Source organism: Aequorivita marina (assembly GCF_031631895.2).
Taxonomy (GTDB): Bacteria; Bacteroidota; Bacteroidia; order Flavobacteriales; family Flavobacteriaceae; genus Aequorivita; species Aequorivita marina.
Genome location: NZ_JAVMBW020000015.1, coordinates 1 through 16425 on the forward strand (window position 1 = coordinate 1; position 16425 = coordinate 16425).

Here is a 16425-nt window from a genome sequence, read left to right on the forward strand (position 1 = left end):
TAGGAACTCGCCTTTAAATCCATTGCTTTGATGATTATCTTTGCTGGCTCAAACAGCCTAAAATTTTACGGGAACTTCACTTCAAATTTTACGATAAATTTTCGATAGGCCAAAAAACAGGAATTCTGAATTACAGCCCCCTAAGCTTCATATTATCTCTAAAGCCCCATTAAATAAAGGCTTTCAATGGTTTCCTTGTGAACGTTTAGGACGCTATTGTTTTCAATCTATTAAAAAGCAAGTCTTATGTCTTTCAGCGCAGTCTTATATCTTAGTCGGACACGATTAATTTGTTTTGTTAAACCCTAAGAATAATTGAAATCTTAACCAATGAAACTTTTTTAATTTCTACTGCCTTTATGATAAGTATGTCCTGTTTTGGGCAATTGGATAACGGACTAGTTGCCCACTACCCATTTAATGGAAATGCCAATGATATGACTGGTAATACTAACACAGCCGTAGTTCATGGTGCGAGTCTTGTTGATGATAGAGCCGGCAATGCTGAAAGCCCTATAGCTTTAAAGGGAAAGCTAATTTTATAGAAGTCACCAACTCCCCAGAGCTTCAGAAACTTGATAAAGAGCTATCTATATCCTTGTTGTTCAATACTAAAGAATATTATAACGGTATCCTCGACGACATTAGGATCTACAACAGCGTTTTAACTGCAGATGAAATTGTAAAATTGATGTCTGTAGCGGTTAATTGTAACAAACTTGGGGGAATTTAAATAGCTTATGAAAAGTTTCGGTGGGAGTTTTTCTTTTTAAGTTTTCGTATTGTTTAGTCCCGCTTAAACCTTTTTGAAGGCTTGCCCCCCATTTGATTGCACTGTTGGTTTTCTTGTTTCTTTTAGCTTCATCTGGAAAACATGATCAAGAAATGGATACTCGCTTTAAAGTCTTTATTTTTCGGCTGCCTAAATAGAGTATACTTAACGAAATTAACGCGCATAAAAACATAATTCCTGTCATGGGTAGAGGAGTTTTATTGCTCAGCATAGATACTAGGGCGGTAAAAAGAGCGCCGATTCCCAGCTGGAGTGCTCCCATAAGAGCAGATGCCGTTCCTGCGCTCTTTTCAAAGGGAGCCAATGATAAGGCTGAAGTGTTTGGAAAAGCAAAGCCTTGTGTACTTAAAAATAAGAATACTAAAACAATCATGGAGTACATTTCGATGAGTTGGAATATCGTGCCGAAAAACAAAAGAGCGCCTGTAATAACTTGACATATTAGGGTAACTTTTATAATTTTCTGGCTCGTATATTTCTTTAGTAAAAACGTATTTACTTGGCTAGCGGTAACCAATCCCATGGCAATAATCCCGAAAATCCATCCGTATTGTTTTTCAGAAACCCCGTAAAGTTCCATAAAAACATGCGGGGAACCAGCGATGTAGGTATATAGACCACTTGCTGCAAAAGACCCCGTCAAGGTATAGGTGTAGAATTGAGGTGTTTTAAATACGGTCCAGAATTTGGTAATGATTGGCCTTGGTTTTAAAGACATTGTTGTGTCTGCTGGCGCCCCTAACGGAAGCCAGAAATACACCAAAAGAATGTTAACTGCAACCAGTACTGCTAAAATTATAAAAATAGAATGCCAGCCCCAATGAGCCGTAGCAAACCCGCCTAGGGTAGGAGCCACGATTGGCGAGACTGCAATAACCAACATGAGCAAACTGAATATTTTAGCTGTTTCTGTTACTGGAAAGAGGTCTCGAACTAAAGCTCTGGCAGCCACCATCCCGGCACATCCCCCCAGTGCTTGTATAAAACGCGCAACAATCAAGGAATCTACAGAAGTAACATATACGATAAATACAGAGGCAAATAAATAAATAAACAACCCAACTAACAGAGGAGTCCTTCTGCCAAACCGGTCTAATAACGGGCCATAGATCATTTGTCCAACGCTCACACCAATAAAATAACTAGATAGGGAAAGCGCCACACGCCCTGTGGTAGAATTAAGATCGCGAGCTATTTCAGGAAATCCTGGCAAGTATAAATCAATAGAAAATGGTCCAAGGGCAGAGAGTAAGCCCAAGATGAGTATGACAAGAGTTCGTTTTTTGTTTTGCATTGTATTTTTAAGAGTTTGCAAAACTACGAAAGACACTTGTGTTATTGGATAATATTAATATTTCATTGTGGATGTTTTGCGTAGGGACAGGTTGCGACCTGTCCGTACGTGAATTTTATTTATATTTATTAAGCCATTCAAGCGGATTTATTGTGAAAAATAGGAAAAGGAACAGATTAATTGGATATGATTATTCCCAGGATAATTTATATTTCGTCACAAATTGTGTCAAGGGCATGGTCTGTTGTTTAGGGGAAAATGTTTCCACCGCAGGGACAGGTCGCGACCTGTCCCTGTACCCGACCTGTCCGTACCTGATAAAATAATGAAATTAAATGAATACGGTAAAATTGTCCAGGATAGATTATTGTGGTTAACCGTTCAGTATCGGTATGTTGTGTTGCATAATTTTGTGGTGATGCCCAATCACCTCCATGCAATTATAGAGATAGATGGTACGAGGATTAAAGACAAATCTATTAAAATAAAGTCTCTTTCAAGTTTGTTTGGTGCATTCAAAACTACATCCTCAAAATTGATTCATCAAGCCGGTTTTTTGGATTTTTTATGGCATCGCTCCTTTCACGATCATATTATCCGAACGGATAAAAGCTATCGTAATATTTCCAATTATATTAATCAGAATCCTTCGAAATGGGATTCGGATAAATTTTTTAGGTGATTATCCACATAATGCTAATTGTAAGATACAGGCATTATGTTTTTTACGTATGTGAATAGAATTGAAAATTTGTACATTTCTAGAAAGTACCGACTGCAATAATTTCAACATTTAGGTTTCTAGATAATTGTTATGGGTCGGAGTTGTTATTGTGCGTTATTTTGGAATGACGGCATGTGGTATAATGCTTTCAGTTCCAATAATTGTCGGGATTTTTTTTTGTTAATTAATCACAGGAACCCCATTCTGTTGCCGCTGGAGGCACCTGTTGTAAATTGCTTTGTCTTCGACGAACCTCGTGGCTACCGTCACTTCCACTCCGAAGTTGAGCGTGACGAGCTGTGGTCTGCGCCAAGTTCGTGGACAGGGCCTAAGGTTTCAGTCCCGATGGTTATCGGGATGTATTTTAGTTGACTATTCACAGGCAGTGACCAGCAAGCGGTCTAATAGTTACCGTTGTGAATTGCTTTCAGAAATGCATTGCATTCACGAGTACCTAAATTTGAAATAAAATCCAACGAGTAATTGTATTTTAGTTGACTATTCACAGGCACGCGTTAATTTCTTTGCATTTGCAGATTGTTGTGAATTGCTTTCAGAATTGTATTTTAGTTGACTATTCACAGGAAAAGTAAATGAAGCATCGTCATTGGTTACGTTGTGAATTGCTTTCAGAATTGTATTTTAGTTGACTATTCACAGGTTACCATTACCTAAAGCGTTTATAAATCTTGTTGTGAATTGCTTTCAGAATTGTATTTTAGTTGACTATTCACAGGAGAATCGCTTTACTTTCGTCTATGGTTAGGTTGTGAATTGCTTTCAGAATTGTATTTTAGTTGACTATTCACAGGACAGAAAAAGAAGACACAAACAGAAAAAGAGTTGTGAATTGCTTTCAGAATTGTATTTTAGTTGACTATTCACAGGAGAAGGTAATTGGAAGCGCCACGGCAGGTAGTTGTGAATTGCTTTCAGAATTGTATTTTAGTTGACTATTCACAGGTTGTCAAGCGAGGTGTCAGGTATTAATTTAGTTGTGAATTGCTTTCAGAATTGTATTTTAGTTGACTATTCACAGGCTCAACAACCGCCTTGACTTCATTAGGTCTGTTGTGAATTGCTTTCAGAATTGTATTTTAGTTGACTATTCACAGGTCCGTTCAAATTGTCAATATACCCCCTCGTGTTGTGAATTGCTTTCAGAATTGTATTTTAGTTGACTATTCACAGGCAATAACTACCAACACCGCTACTATCCATTGTTGTGAATTGCTTTCAGAATTGTATTTTAGTTGACTATTCACAGGCAATCCCCATCGGTGAACGGGAAACCTCCAGTTGTGAATTGCTTTCAGAATTGTATTTTAGTTGACTATTCACAGGATATAGATCCAGATACGAAATACATACATAGTTGTGAATTGCTTTCAGAATTGTATTTTAGTTGACTATTCACAGGTATTTGTGGCAACAAGTCGTCAACCGTGAAGTTGTGAATTGCTTTCAGAATTGTATTTTAGTTGACTATTCACAGGTGGCAGCAGGAAAAGAACTTATCTGGGATGGTTGTGAATTGCTTTCAGAATTGTATTTTAGTTGACTATTCACAGGTGACACCGTTAAAATCGGGTATGAAGTGCCGTTGTGAATTGCTTTCAGAATTGTATTTTAGTTGACTATTCACAGGAGCAATGATTTTTTCAGCTTTTCAACCTCTGTTGTGAATTGCTTTCAGAATTGTATTTTAGTTGACTATTCACAGGGCCACTCTATAAGCATCTTCAAAACTTGCAGTTGTGAATTGCTTTCAGAATTGTATTTTAGTTGACTATTCACAGGTGTAATCAATTCTTGATGTTAGGGTTTCGTGTTGTGAATTGCTTTCAGAATTGTATTTTAGTTGACTATTCACAGGCTGTAGCCTGGTTTGAAATGATATCATCATGTTGTGAATTGCTTTCAGAATTGTATTTTAGTTGACTATTCACAGGATACTAGCCGTAAAACGCTGGTATTCTGTTTTTTACAAATATTAATAGAAATAAAAATTAGATCGTGTCTTTAAGGTGTTGCCTTCATTGAACCCTATATTTAAGATTCTAAATGTTTGGAATGGGTTAGAGGCTAAAGCTGTCTATTTCCCAGAGAGCATGTTATTTTTTCCATAACAGCACCATCGAACTAAGTTATCAGCCAACTTAAAGTAAAAAGTATAATGCTTTGTCTTCGACGAACCTCGTGGCTACCGTCACTTCCACTCCGAAGCTGAGCGTGACATGCTGTGGTCTGCGCCAAGTTCGTGGACAGGGCCTAAGGTTTCAGTCCCGATAGTTATCGGGATGTATTTTAGTTGACTATTCACAGGATACCAGTCGTAAAACGCTGGTATTCTGTTTTTTAAAAACACAAATAGAATTGGAAATGTCGGGTTGAGGGCAGTTGAAACCTTTTAGTGCCAATCAAATTTTAAGTTCTAGATTAAAACAACTCCAATTGTTGTGAGGCAGTTTCCGGTTCTACTTCTTTTTTTCCGTGGAAGAGCTCCATCATTCCAAATTGCTTATCGGTTATCTGCATAATGCACACCTTGCCCTTTTTAGGCAGGTTGTTTTTTGTGCGTTTTATATGGACGCTACTATTTTCCCTGCTGGCACAAAAACGCATATAAATACTGAATTGGAACATCGCAAATCCATCGTCCAGTAAATTTTTACGAAATCGTGTGGCCGCTTTTCGATCTGTTCGGGTTTCGGTCGGCAAGTCAAAAAATACAAGTACCCACATGCTGCGATATTGGTTTAATCTTGAAAAATTGCTTTGGTCAATCATTATGGTGTGTTTACCATAAACTGTGGATAAAGAATCTTTCGGCTTTCTCCTTTAAAACAGTCGTGCAAACTATTAGTTGTTCTACTTACCGCGGTCATCAACGGGCTCCATTTATCATCTATAAACACATCGAGTGCCGGAATGGTTAAAAGCTGTGCCTTAATTGCAGTGGTGAGCTCCTCTATATTGGCGCCCGTTTCCAAAATATCATAGACAACAGCATCTACATAAATGCGGTAGGGCTCCATAATATCGTCGGCCAGGCAAAAAGCATTGTATTTATTCCGGTGGAAAATCCCTATCGATGGTAACATTCCACTGCTTATCAACGCCCTTGCCACCACAGCCCGTAAAATGGCATAGCCATAATTCAATAAATTGTTGGGTGCAATGCCTTTTTGGTTTCTACTAAACGCTGGCACTAACCCATCGTAAATGTTTTGAAAATAATGGGCAGCTGCATAGGCTTCGTGGTTTTCGCCATCGCCACTTTTTACCTCATTTGCCCAACGTTTTAATTTCAGCTCATTTTTATTGCGCCCTTTTAAGTGAGCTGCTTGGTTTTCAATTTTAACTTGAACGGTTTGTTGCCATAAATTCTTTTTTAAAGGCAAGCTTGCATCCAGTTGGTAGCGAATGCGCTCCGTTTGTTCGGTATGGCCCACAAGGGGTTGCAAAAAGGAACAGGGCAGGTGTTGCTTATTGCAGGTAATAACGGCAGTTTTGTTTTCAACCAGCTTCATTAGCAGACCGTTGGTAATGGTAATCTGTGGATCTTCCAGAACGATATATCCCAAATCCTCTATTGGGATTTTTGCCTCCTCTTTTTCGTTATTTGGGAAGTTTACCACCAGCTGTTCATTTTTAGTGCTGAGGTAGGCGGGATTGCCGAAAAAGAGGGTGCGTTTTATCATTTTTATTAAAATTAATCTTCTCCCACTTGTACAATTTTTCCAATATGATTTAATCTTACTTTTACAACATCATTTAGCAGACCGGTTGATTTTAATCTTTTGAAAGTAAAATCAAGATTCATAGTCACTAGAGTTTCTAAATGGTGTCTAAACTTATAGTCTTTCTCAGCAATAGTTTGCACTCTAAACAAATTAGGACTAATCCACTTTGAATTTCTCACATCCATCAAATCAATTTCTTTCGGATTGAATTCTTCCGAAGGAAAAACAAACATTTCATTTTGTTTCATTGTAAATAAAAACTCCCAACCAAGATGTGAATTAAATCCTTTATCTATTACCTCTAGATTCTGATTTTTCCTTTCAACTGCTTCAAAAAGTGAAACTACTTTCTCCTGGAGCTTCCCGTTTTTATCTCTGTAAATTGCAACGTGATGGTTATTTCCTAAACTCACGAAATCCGTTGGAATTTTCTTGCCATTTTCATCTTTAATAATTTCACCCAAATGATCTTTTTTATAATGAAGAGGTTCGGCATTACTAACTCCAGTTATCGTAACTCGCTTGATTTGAATTCCTTTTTCCTTATTTAACCAAATTGGATTCTTATTTAAATCTGAAAAAGCTTCTTTCGCTTTCCCTCCATATGCCTTCTTTCGTTCAATGAGTATATTTTTAATACCTTCATCAACTACTTTGTCCAATTTTAAATCAGAGGTTATGTCTTTCCTAATGGTGTACACCTCCTCAAAACAAAGCACTTCTTTAAGAGGCTCTTTATTCCAAATTAAAGGATGTTTTTTCAATGTTTTACCCTCAAATGCTAATTTGGACAAATTATTGAATTTGGCTAAATGATTTATAACCAGCATTTTTACTGTGGGATTAACAATCATATTTGCACTTTCTATGCTAAAGTTTTTATTGATTTTTGTTGGCTTAGCTTTTGGACGTTTAGATTTTCCATATATAGTTTCTTTATGCAATTGTCCGCGTGGGGTAAGTTCTAATTTTTTATTAAAACCATTTTTCTTTTTTGTTTTGTTGATATTTCGTGTCGTGGCTTTATTCTTTGCTTTAAACGAAACTAAAATAGACTTCAGGTGTTTTTTTGCTTCAATTCTAAATTCGGGTAAGGGGTCAATATACTTTCTTTTAGATCTACCATTTTTATCTTTTTCTGAATAAGTAATTTTATTTTCTATACCAGATATACTTGCATGCATTGCGTGATTTTCATCTCTCCGTGCATTCAAGTTGTTAATATATTGAATATGGTTGTGAGTGGTAAATGCCACAACCAAAGCATCCATAGCGTGATGTCGATGATCGTTCCGCTTAGTCCAATCTTTTATTTTTTCAATTGTTTTATTGTTTTTTCGCTCTTCAATTTCAATCAATCCCAGCGTGCGGTATTTTGGCAAGTTTAATTCTTTCATCACATTAATTACGCCCCAATCTTCACGCAGTTTATCGGTAATCATTCCTGTGGTGGGTGTTACAATTTTAAAGACTTCCAAAAGCATATTTCTTGCTTTTTTTGCGATGTATTGGCTGTTGCGTAAATCTCTTTCAATAAAGCCTTCCTTAATATCCTTAGCACTTTTTAGTAATTTGTAATACTTACCCTTGCTTATTGTTCCTTTCCCTTTATCGTACAGCGCTTCAACCCTTTCAATATAGTTTTCTAATTCTGTACTTTGATCTTGGGTAATAAAATCTAGTGCAGTTCTATTGGCTTTTTTTAGATTCACTTCTCTATAACAAAGTGTTTTATTGGAAAAAGAATCGTCAAAGATTAATGCTTTAGGTAAAATATGTTCAATGTCAATTCTTTTTGAAAATATATCCTCTTTGGCTATATATCTGTTTGCAAATAAGCTTTTGTGTCCGCGAGGCGCCAATTCTTCCCAGAGCTTATATTTTACGATATCATTCTTTGTTGGTGTAAAGCCAAATTCTTTTTCGATAGTTTTGGCAATATCCAAATTAATTTTTGTTGCTGATGTAATATATTTACTGGCATCTTCTCGCTCTTTTGCGGTTTTCTTTAAATCGCGAGCCAGCTCAATTCTAACCTCTTCTGGTTTGCCATATTCGTCAATAACTTGATTTATTAGATTTACCATTTGATTGAGAATTTTCTCTACCACAGGATTGCGCAAACTGTTCTTCTCAAGTAGTTCTAATTTAGGCTTTAAAACTCTAGCATCTAACTGTTCTTTAGTTAAGCTATTGGCGTGGTTATAACCTACTGCATTACAAGCTTCAAAATAATCTTTTCCATCTTGTAGGTATGGAATTATTTTACGAATGGCTCTTGCGGAAAGGTTTCCATAGTCATTTGAGAATGTAATGTTTGCAAGAAGAGTTGCATACTCTGGCTTAAAACCAAATTTTTGATGTAAACTCTTTTTTAGATTCACATCGGTACTTCCATAGATTAATCTTTCTTCTTCTGAAATAATTCCGTCATCACCAGCCGAATAAAGTAAATGCCATAATTCATAGCTCGCTTGTTTAGCAAATTCATTTCCTTGTAAGTTAGCGTCAAATTCTAAAATTTCTGGATCAATTCCCATTTCAGGAAAAATAACTTTCAGTTCATTGAAAATTTCTAGAGCAGATAATTTCTTCCAACCAATCCCGTAGCCTTCTCGCTTTGCTATTTCTTGATAAACATCAAATAACTTTTGATTGGTCGTATTACCATTAATGCCTTCCTTAAAATTAAGTTTCCAGTCTTTGGAGGATAATCCTAATAATTTTAAAACTGCTGCGGAAGATAAATTCCCCCTCAAATTAGCTTCTTCAAAAAGCAAAATCCTGTCATCTTCTTCCAAATCCACAGGCTTACTTTTTTTATAGCTGCCAATTTCTTCGGTGTTAAATAAGTCAAAATTTATATCTTTTTGTGGAATTAGTTTTAAATCATTTATATTTTGCCAAATTTTAAACTCTTGAAAAAGAGGAGAGGATTTTGGAATTACACGATGACCAATCGTTCTTTTTCGTTCCTTTTGCTTAATTTCATCAAAGTAGGTTTGTTGCCAGCTTTCAAATAAACAGAAACTCAACAAGCCTTTTTGGGACTTTAAAGGACGCTGATAAAAGATAATCACATCTCTAATTTCTTCTTTTAATTGAGGTGTTAATTTGTCATGAAATTTGGCTTGTGTCTCCCAAATTTGCTCAAATTCATCCAAATAGTCTTGTCGGTAAAAAACCTGATTCTTTAAAGAAGTATGTGGATTAGCAGCTATTTGTTGATACATATACTCACCTACCGTCATACTATCAACATATAAAACTTTACTCCTGTCACTAATTTTGCCTAGATAACCGCTAGTAGAATAAATAGTATTATTGATCTCTTGTAAAGCAATAGCGAAATACTCTAACTCTAGTTTTTCTGAAACACCTTGTACTCGAAATTCAAATTTTTGTAGTTTTTGCTCAGCTTTATTGCCTTTGAGTTTTATACCAACAATATCAAACGGTTCTTTACAAATAGCCCAAGTTTGTGATTTGTTTTTACCTTGTAAATTTTGGAATAATTCGTCAGTTAATATTTCGGGATAAAATTGATTTTGAACTTTCCAAATGGCTTTAAATTCTGCTTTTAAATCTGAAGGATAAAAATCAGGAATATGTTTTTTATTTTCATTAAGTAGATTAAAAACGTATTGACCAGGAGTTAATCTTTCATTGTATAAAATCTTCGCAACTGCCATTCCGTCTATCGCCACACCGTCAGCTTCTACTTTTGTTTTGCGGCTGCTTTTATAACCACGCTTTTTATTTATAGCGAGTAAAATTCTGGAAAAATCCTCTAACGAAACTTTCTGACTAGCCGAAGCTGCTCTTAAATATAAAGTCTGATGGGTGGTATTTTTTCCAACCTCAGTAAGCGGTGTTTCAGAAGAAATGAATTTGTTCTTGATTAAAATCTCAACCAATGCTTCCCTGCGTAATTGGTAACGGTCAAGATTTCGTCTTGCGCCACGTTTTAAAGTTCTATCTGCATTTGTGGAGATTGGTTTTCCTCCTTCAAAATTTATCTTTTCATCAGTAGTTAACGGATTGACGCGAACTCCGAGTTTGATTATTTTAGATGCTTCTATATCTTCACTTTCTTCTACAATTCCCCAACCAATACTTGTGGTCCCCAAATCCAATCCTAAAATTCGCTTCATGTTGTTAATGTTTTATTAAGGAAACCTTAAAACTATAAAAAATATCATTAAGTCCTTATTTTTTATCTGAAAAAGCGAGGTATTAGATAATTTTATTATATTTGAAGTACAATTTTGAAGCAATTCACAATAAGGATTATTCCGTTGTGAAAACATTCAAGGTGGTGTTTTAATTAACATCACCTTTTTTATTATGAATGTTTCACGAACTCCTTTCTTAAAAGTATTGACAACGTGAGCTAAAACATTTAAAGCGGTGCATTAATTTGTATCGCTTTCTTCTTTTAAATGATTCACATACTCAAAAAATAGTATTTGAGCTCCGCATCTACCAATTTGGAGTCTTTTTCTGCTTAAAACCACCACCGGCCACCACAATATGCAAAGCATAGTTAAAACACTGATAAACGGCTTTCCCATTAAGAAGGAAACCACTACTTTTGCAGCCTCAAAATAAAATACAATAGAAAATACCATGAATAAGACATTTGACGTTCTGATAGAAATCCCTAAAGGGAGCCGTAATAAATACGAATACGACTTTGAACTTAAGAAAATTCGTTTTGACCGGATGCTGTTTAGCAGTATGATGTATCCTGCCGATTACGGCTTTATACCCGAAACCTATGCCAAAGATGGAGATCCGTTAGACGTTTTGGTGCTGGGCCACGAACCCACTTTCCCAAATTGCGTGGTGGAAGTAAAGGCTATTGGCGTGTTCCATATGGCCGATGAAAAAGGACAAGATGAAAAAATTATCTGTGTGCCAGTTTCAGACCCAGTTTGGAACCAATTAAACGACCTGAAAGACTTGAATCCGCACTTGAAAAAGGAAATTGAACACTTTTTTAAAGTGTATAAAGATCTTGAGAAAAAGCGCGTTGATGTTGGCGGCTGGGGTGATGCCGAAGAAGCTAAATTGATTTTTGACCAGTGCGTTACCCGATATGAAGAAACCCCCGAAGTGCACGGGAAATTCAGTATTTAGTAGTAGTCAGTATTCAGTAGCCAAGTAGCCAGTATTCAGTAGCCAGTATTCAGTAGCCAGTACTTAGTAGCCAGTAGTCAGGTAGAATTAGGCATGGGGGTTACTCGTAATACTATTTTGTTGCGCTTAGCTAATATTAGGGACATATACCAAAAGACGTAAATTGCAGTACACATTTGTGACTGTAGGTTTACGTCTTTTTGATTTAGAGACCTTTGATAAAATTATTTTTTCACGCTTTTAGTACTAATATCAATAATTGAATTTTTGGCTTTTTTTGACTTTCCCAGACTCTTATAGCGAGTAAAAAAAGCAGAAAATATGGGGCGCAACCAATACCGTTATATACTAGAGTCGTTTCAAACAACCTTTTAATGTCTTACAGAAAGGGAAGTTACTTTTGGTGTCTTTCTACAAAAACTTTTGAAGATGTGAGTGCTTGTTTAGATGATAGCCCACAAAATCCCATGTCCATTTTTGAAATCTGGTTTGCGTTATTTCCAAACAAATTGGCTTTACATGTAGTATTTTATATCACTTTCTAAAAAAGATTTCGTATCCCAAACGATTTTCCTATTTTTGAAGACGATAATTTAAAACCAATCTAAACCAATTATATAATGGAACAAAACATCATCTTTCTCCCTATTGCACTTGCCGTATTGGGGCTTTTGTTTATGCTCGTAAAAATGAGCTGGGTAAAAAAACAAAATTCTGGTAGTGAGCGTATGCAATCTATTTCAAAAAGTATTAAAGAAGGAGCCTTGGCTTTCCTTAGTGCGGAGTATCGCCTACTGGTAATCTTCGTTATTATAGGTTCCGGCCTGCTCTTCTTTGTTTCAACAATGGTTGACACCACAAGCTGGATGATCGTGCCAGCATTTATATTTGGAGCTATCTTTTCGGCCTTGGCTGGTAATATTGGAATGCGCATTGCTACAGATGCCAATGCCCGAACTGCCGAAGCTGCAAAAACCAGTCTTCCGCAGGCATTAAAAGTGTCTTTTGGCGGCGGAACCGTAATGGGTCTTGGCGTTGCCGGTCTGGCAGTGTTGGGGCTTAGCTTATTCTTCTTTTTCTTTGTAGGTCAGTTTATGGGCAATGAGGGTTCATTTTATGATAATATGACCGTTGTACTTGAGGCTATTGCTGGCTTCTCATTAGGTGCTGAAAGTATCGCGCTTTTTGCACGTGTGGGTGGTGGAATTTACACCAAAGCTGCCGATGTAGGTGCCGATCTTGTGGGTAAGGTAGAAGCAGGTATTCCAGAAGATGATCCGCGTAACCCCGCTACAATCGCCGATAACGTTGGAGATAACGTAGGTGATGTTGCAGGAATGGGTGCCGACCTTTTTGGAAGTTACGTAGCTACCGTGCTAGCCGCAATGGTGTTGGGTAATTATGTTATCCGCGACATGTCTGTTGATGTGCCGTTTACCGATGCCTTTAATAATATGGGGCCAATCCTATTGCCAATTGTAATTGCCGGTGTGGGTATTCTTGCTTCTATTATTGGAACTTTCTTTGTTAGTATTAAAGACAACGATGCAAAAGAATCTAAAGTTCAAAAAGCATTAGATACCGGAAACTGGACAGCAATTATCCTAACCCTTATTGCTAGCTGGTTTTTGATAGGCTGGATGCTTCCTGAGACTATGAATATGAAGTTTTTTGGTGAAGGCTATAAAACCATTCCCGCTATAAACGTATTCTGGTCTGCATGTATTGGGCTTGCCGTTGGGGCACTTATCTCGTTTGTAACTGCTTTTTATACCAGTCTTGGTAAAAAGCCAGTGATGGATATTGTTGAAAATTCATCTACAGGTGCAGGAACTAACATTATCGCTGGTCTTGCTGTAGGTATGAAGTCAACTTTTGCTTCGGTTATTTTGTTTGCCGCGGCTATTTATGGTTCATACGAGTTAGCTGGTTTCTACGGGGTGGCACTTGCTGCTTCTGCAATGATGGCTACTACGGGAATGCAACTTGCTATTGATGCTTTTGGCCCTATTGCAGATAATGCTGGGGGTATTGCTGAAATGAGCGAATTGGATCCGCAGGTACGCGAACGCACCGATATTCTAGACTCTGTAGGAAATACAACTGCAGCCGTTGGGAAAGGTTTCGCAATTGCTTCTGCTGCGCTAACTGCCTTGGCGCTATTTGCTGCCTTCGTAACCTTTACCGGTATTGATGGTATTAATATTTTCCGTGCTGATGTTTTGGCAATGCTATTTATTGGAGGAATGATTCCCGTGGTCTTTTCGGCCTTGGCAATGCAATCTGTTGGTAAAGCTGCTATGGAAATGGTGCAAGAAGTGCGAAGACAGTTCCGCGATATTCCAGGAATTATGGAAGGAACCGGAACGCCAGAATACGCTAAATGTGTTGATATTTCAACAAAAGCGGCACTTCGGGAAATGATCTTGCCAGGCTTGCTTACCATTATCACGCCTATTGTTATCGGCTTGATTTTTGGCGCAGAACCTTTAGGCGGTTACATGGCCGGAGTCTGTGTAAGTGGTGTTATGTGGGCTATATTCCAAAATAACGCCGGTGGTGCTTGGGATAATGCGAAGAAATCATTTGAAGCTGGGGTAATGATTAATGGCGAAATGACTTACAAGGGAAGTGAGGCCCATAAAGCTGCCGTTACTGGCGATACCGTGGGTGATCCGTTTAAGGATACTTCTGGACCTTCAATGAATATTCTTATTAAGCTAACCTGTTTAGTAGGTTTGGTAATTGCGCCTATCCTTGGAAACCACGGCGATGTAGAAATTGCACCGGAAAATTCAACGGCTAGCATGAATTACTTTATAGATGCTGAAGGAAATAAAACTATTTTAACCGAAAAGCAGGTTCAATATATTGAAACTGGTGGCACTATCACGGAAGGCGAGAACCTAAAAGATAAAACCGAAACAATGGTTGAAATGTTGAAGAATGAAAATACAGACCAAGTAACGGCTAAGGTAACTATCACTAAAACCCTTAATGGTGAAGAGACCACCACAACAAAAACTTTTACGGGCACCGAAGAAGAGGTTCGAAGCCAATTGAAAGACGTTGACGGAATGAAAATTAAAATAAAAGATAAAGGATAAGTTCAACTTTTCCACCCTGAACGTAGCCGAAGGGTTAAATAACAAAACCTGCAGAATCAATAGATTTTGTAGGTTTTTTAATTCTGAAATTCTGTGCGAAACTAAGGCTGGTATGCTCAGTTTCTTAATTGCTTTTGCGATTTTTATTGAACTCCAAAAGTGGTGATTTCTTTTGTTGATAATGTTTTCTATAAACCTGGTTCTTTTTAATTTCAATCCCAATTGGCAAATCTTAATTTTATTATCTTAGCAAAGCTATGAATTACACTGACATTATTACTTTGGCTATTGCCTCTGGTTTAGGGATGCTTGTGGGGTTACAACGTCAGAATAGCGATTCTGAAATGGCTGGTGTTCGCACGTTTACGCTCATTACGATAATGGGCGTTATTTCAGCTTTTTTAGCTCGCGACTACAACAATCCGTTTATTATTCCTGTATTAGGCGTTTGTCTTACGGCTTTTTTGGTAACGGCTAATATCATAAACCTCAAAAAAATAAACGAAGCTGATGTGGGACAAACAACCGAGGTTGCGGCACTTCTTATGTATGCTGTGGGAGCATATTTGGTTATGGGCGATCGTGTTATCGCTGTTATGGTTGGCGGATCTGTGGCAATTTTACTGTACCTAAAGGAGCATTTGCATAATTTTATCGGAAAACTACAGGAAAAAGATCTTTCTGCAATTATGACATTTGCCGGTATATCACTGGTTATCCTACCCTTGTTGCCAGATAAAACCTACGGCCCACTCAAGGTGTTAAATCCACAGAACATATGGCTTATGGTAACCCTTATAGTGGGGATTAGTGTTATTGGGTATTTTATCTATAAGTTTGTTGGGAAGAAAGTAGGTGTAATTTCTAACGGTATTCTTGGAGGGCTCATTAGCAGTACAGCCACCACCGTAAGCTACGCCCGAAAAACAAAGGAAACAAAATCTATTAACAGATTGGCGGCGTTTGTTATCACTACAGCTTCTGCGGTGGCTTTGTTGCGCGTTATGGTTGAAATAGGCGTGGTTGTTCCCGAAAAACTTCCTGAGCTTATCTTGCCGCTTATCATGGTGTTTGCTTTAATGGCTCTGCTTTGTGTAGGCTTGTTTTATATAATTAGTAAAAATGGCGGGGATGATAAAATGCCTGAGCCTGATAATCCAGCCCAGTTTAAAAGTGCCCTAGTTTTCGGACTATTGTATGGAGCTATTTTGCTGGCAGTGGCATTTACAAAACAAGAGTTTGGCAATGATGCGCTTTATGTGGTTGCTATTATTAGCGGGCTTACAGATGTTGATGCCATAACATTGTCTTTGTCGCAATTGATGAAAACAGGTGGATTGGATACCGCTATGGGCTGGCGACTAATACTCTTGGCTTCACTTTCAAATTTGCTTTTTAAAGGCGTGATTGCTGTGGTTCTAGGCACCAGGCAATTAGCCAAGTGGATAGGGGTTTCCTTCGGGATTACAATTGTTTTTGGCTTGCTACTCATGTTTCTATGGCCTGATGCCTGGCATTTATAAACCATAGTAGCGTAAAGGTCAGAACCAAAAAACTTAGGTTGTAGTGTAGTTTTTGAAACTAATTATTTTCGGTGCGAATGTTAATAAGGCTTGTAA

Annotated in this window: 8 protein-coding genes and 1 CRISPR repeat array; of the genes, 4 read left to right on the forward strand and 4 right to left on the reverse strand. The window is 37.4% G+C overall.

What is annotated here, in order from left to right; all coding sequences use genetic code 11:
* Positions 1-359: 359 nt before the first annotated feature.
* Positions 360-545 (forward strand): hypothetical protein, encoded by a 186-nt coding sequence (locus QPK98_RS13810; protein WP_310994054.1) that lies wholly within the window; start codon positions 360-362, stop codon positions 543-545.
* 333 nt (positions 546-878) lie between these two features.
* On the opposite strand, the gene QPK98_RS13815 is transcribed toward QPK98_RS13810, so the two are convergent.
* The 4 genes from QPK98_RS13815 to cas9 all read right to left on the reverse strand — a co-directional run bounded on the left by QPK98_RS13815 (position 879) and on the right by cas9 (position 10711).
* On the reverse strand, positions 879-2087 hold the full coding sequence (locus QPK98_RS13815) for a Bcr/CflA family multidrug efflux MFS transporter (RefSeq protein ID WP_310994055.1): 1209 nt from the start codon (positions 2085-2087) through the stop codon (positions 879-881).
* 1263 nt (positions 2088-3350) lie between these two features.
* A CRISPR array of direct repeats spans positions 3351-4763; the repeat unit is 46 nt; unit sequence GTTGTGAATTGCTTTCAGAATTGTATTTTAGTTGACTATTCACAGG.
* 487 nt (positions 4764-5250) lie between these two features.
* Positions 5251-5601 carry a CRISPR-associated endonuclease Cas2 gene (gene cas2, locus QPK98_RS13825; protein ID WP_310994056.1) on the reverse strand — a complete coding sequence of 117 codons (351 nt, stop codon included), beginning with the start codon at positions 5599-5601 and terminating at the stop codon, positions 5251-5253.
* Positions 5601-6515: a type II CRISPR-associated endonuclease Cas1 gene (gene cas1 / locus QPK98_RS13830; protein ID WP_310994057.1), complete on the reverse strand. Its 915-nt coding sequence runs from the start codon at positions 6513-6515 to the stop codon at positions 5601-5603. Before cas1 ends, cas2 begins: the two co-directional genes overlap by 1 nt.
* A gap of 11 nt (positions 6516-6526) precedes the next feature.
* Positions 6527-10711 carry a type II CRISPR RNA-guided endonuclease Cas9 gene (gene cas9, locus QPK98_RS13835; protein ID WP_310994058.1) on the reverse strand — a complete coding sequence of 1395 codons (4185 nt, stop codon included), beginning with the start codon at positions 10709-10711 and terminating at the stop codon, positions 6527-6529.
* Between the two features lie 475 nt (positions 10712-11186).
* Here cas9 and QPK98_RS13840 point away from each other — a divergent pair, with 475 nt between their 5' ends.
* The 3 genes from QPK98_RS13840 to QPK98_RS13850 all read left to right on the forward strand — a co-directional run bounded on the left by QPK98_RS13840 (position 11187) and on the right by QPK98_RS13850 (position 16329).
* A complete protein-coding gene (locus tag QPK98_RS13840) occupies positions 11187-11699 on the forward strand; it encodes an inorganic diphosphatase (protein WP_310994059.1) in 513 nt (170 codons plus the stop codon).
* Positions 11700-12319: 620 nt separating this feature from the next.
* Positions 12320-14806: a sodium-translocating pyrophosphatase gene (locus QPK98_RS13845; protein WP_310994060.1), complete on the forward strand. Its 2487-nt coding sequence runs from the start codon at positions 12320-12322 to the stop codon at positions 14804-14806.
* A 257-nt stretch (positions 14807-15063) separates the two neighbouring features.
* Positions 15064-16329: an MgtC/SapB family protein gene (locus QPK98_RS13850; protein WP_310994061.1), complete on the forward strand. Its 1266-nt coding sequence runs from the start codon at positions 15064-15066 to the stop codon at positions 16327-16329.
* Positions 16330-16425 lie beyond the last annotated feature (96 nt).

Excerpts from the sequence above, each read along its gene's own strand:
- cas2 (WP_310994056.1), bottom strand. The coding sequence starts at position 5,601 with ATGATTGACCAAAGCAATTTTTCAAGATTAAACCAATATCGCAGCATG.
- QPK98_RS13840 (WP_310994059.1), top strand. The coding sequence starts at position 11,187 with ATGAATAAGACATTTGACGTTCTGATAGAAATCCCTAAAGGGAGCCGT.
- QPK98_RS13815 (WP_310994055.1), bottom strand. The coding sequence starts at position 2,087 with ATGCAAAACAAAAAACGAACTCTTGTCATACTCATCTTGGGCTTACTC.
- QPK98_RS13845 (WP_310994060.1), top strand. The coding sequence starts at position 12,320 with ATGGAACAAAACATCATCTTTCTCCCTATTGCACTTGCCGTATTGGGG.
- QPK98_RS13810 (WP_310994054.1), top strand. The coding sequence starts at position 360 with ATGATAAGTATGTCCTGTTTTGGGCAATTGGATAACGGACTAGTTGCC.
- cas9 (WP_310994058.1), bottom strand. The coding sequence starts at position 10,711 with ATGAAGCGAATTTTAGGATTGGATTTGGGGACCACAAGTATTGGTTGG.
- cas1 (WP_310994057.1), bottom strand. The coding sequence starts at position 6,515 with ATGATAAAACGCACCCTCTTTTTCGGCAATCCCGCCTACCTCAGCACT.
- QPK98_RS13850 (WP_310994061.1), top strand. The coding sequence starts at position 15,064 with ATGAATTACACTGACATTATTACTTTGGCTATTGCCTCTGGTTTAGGG.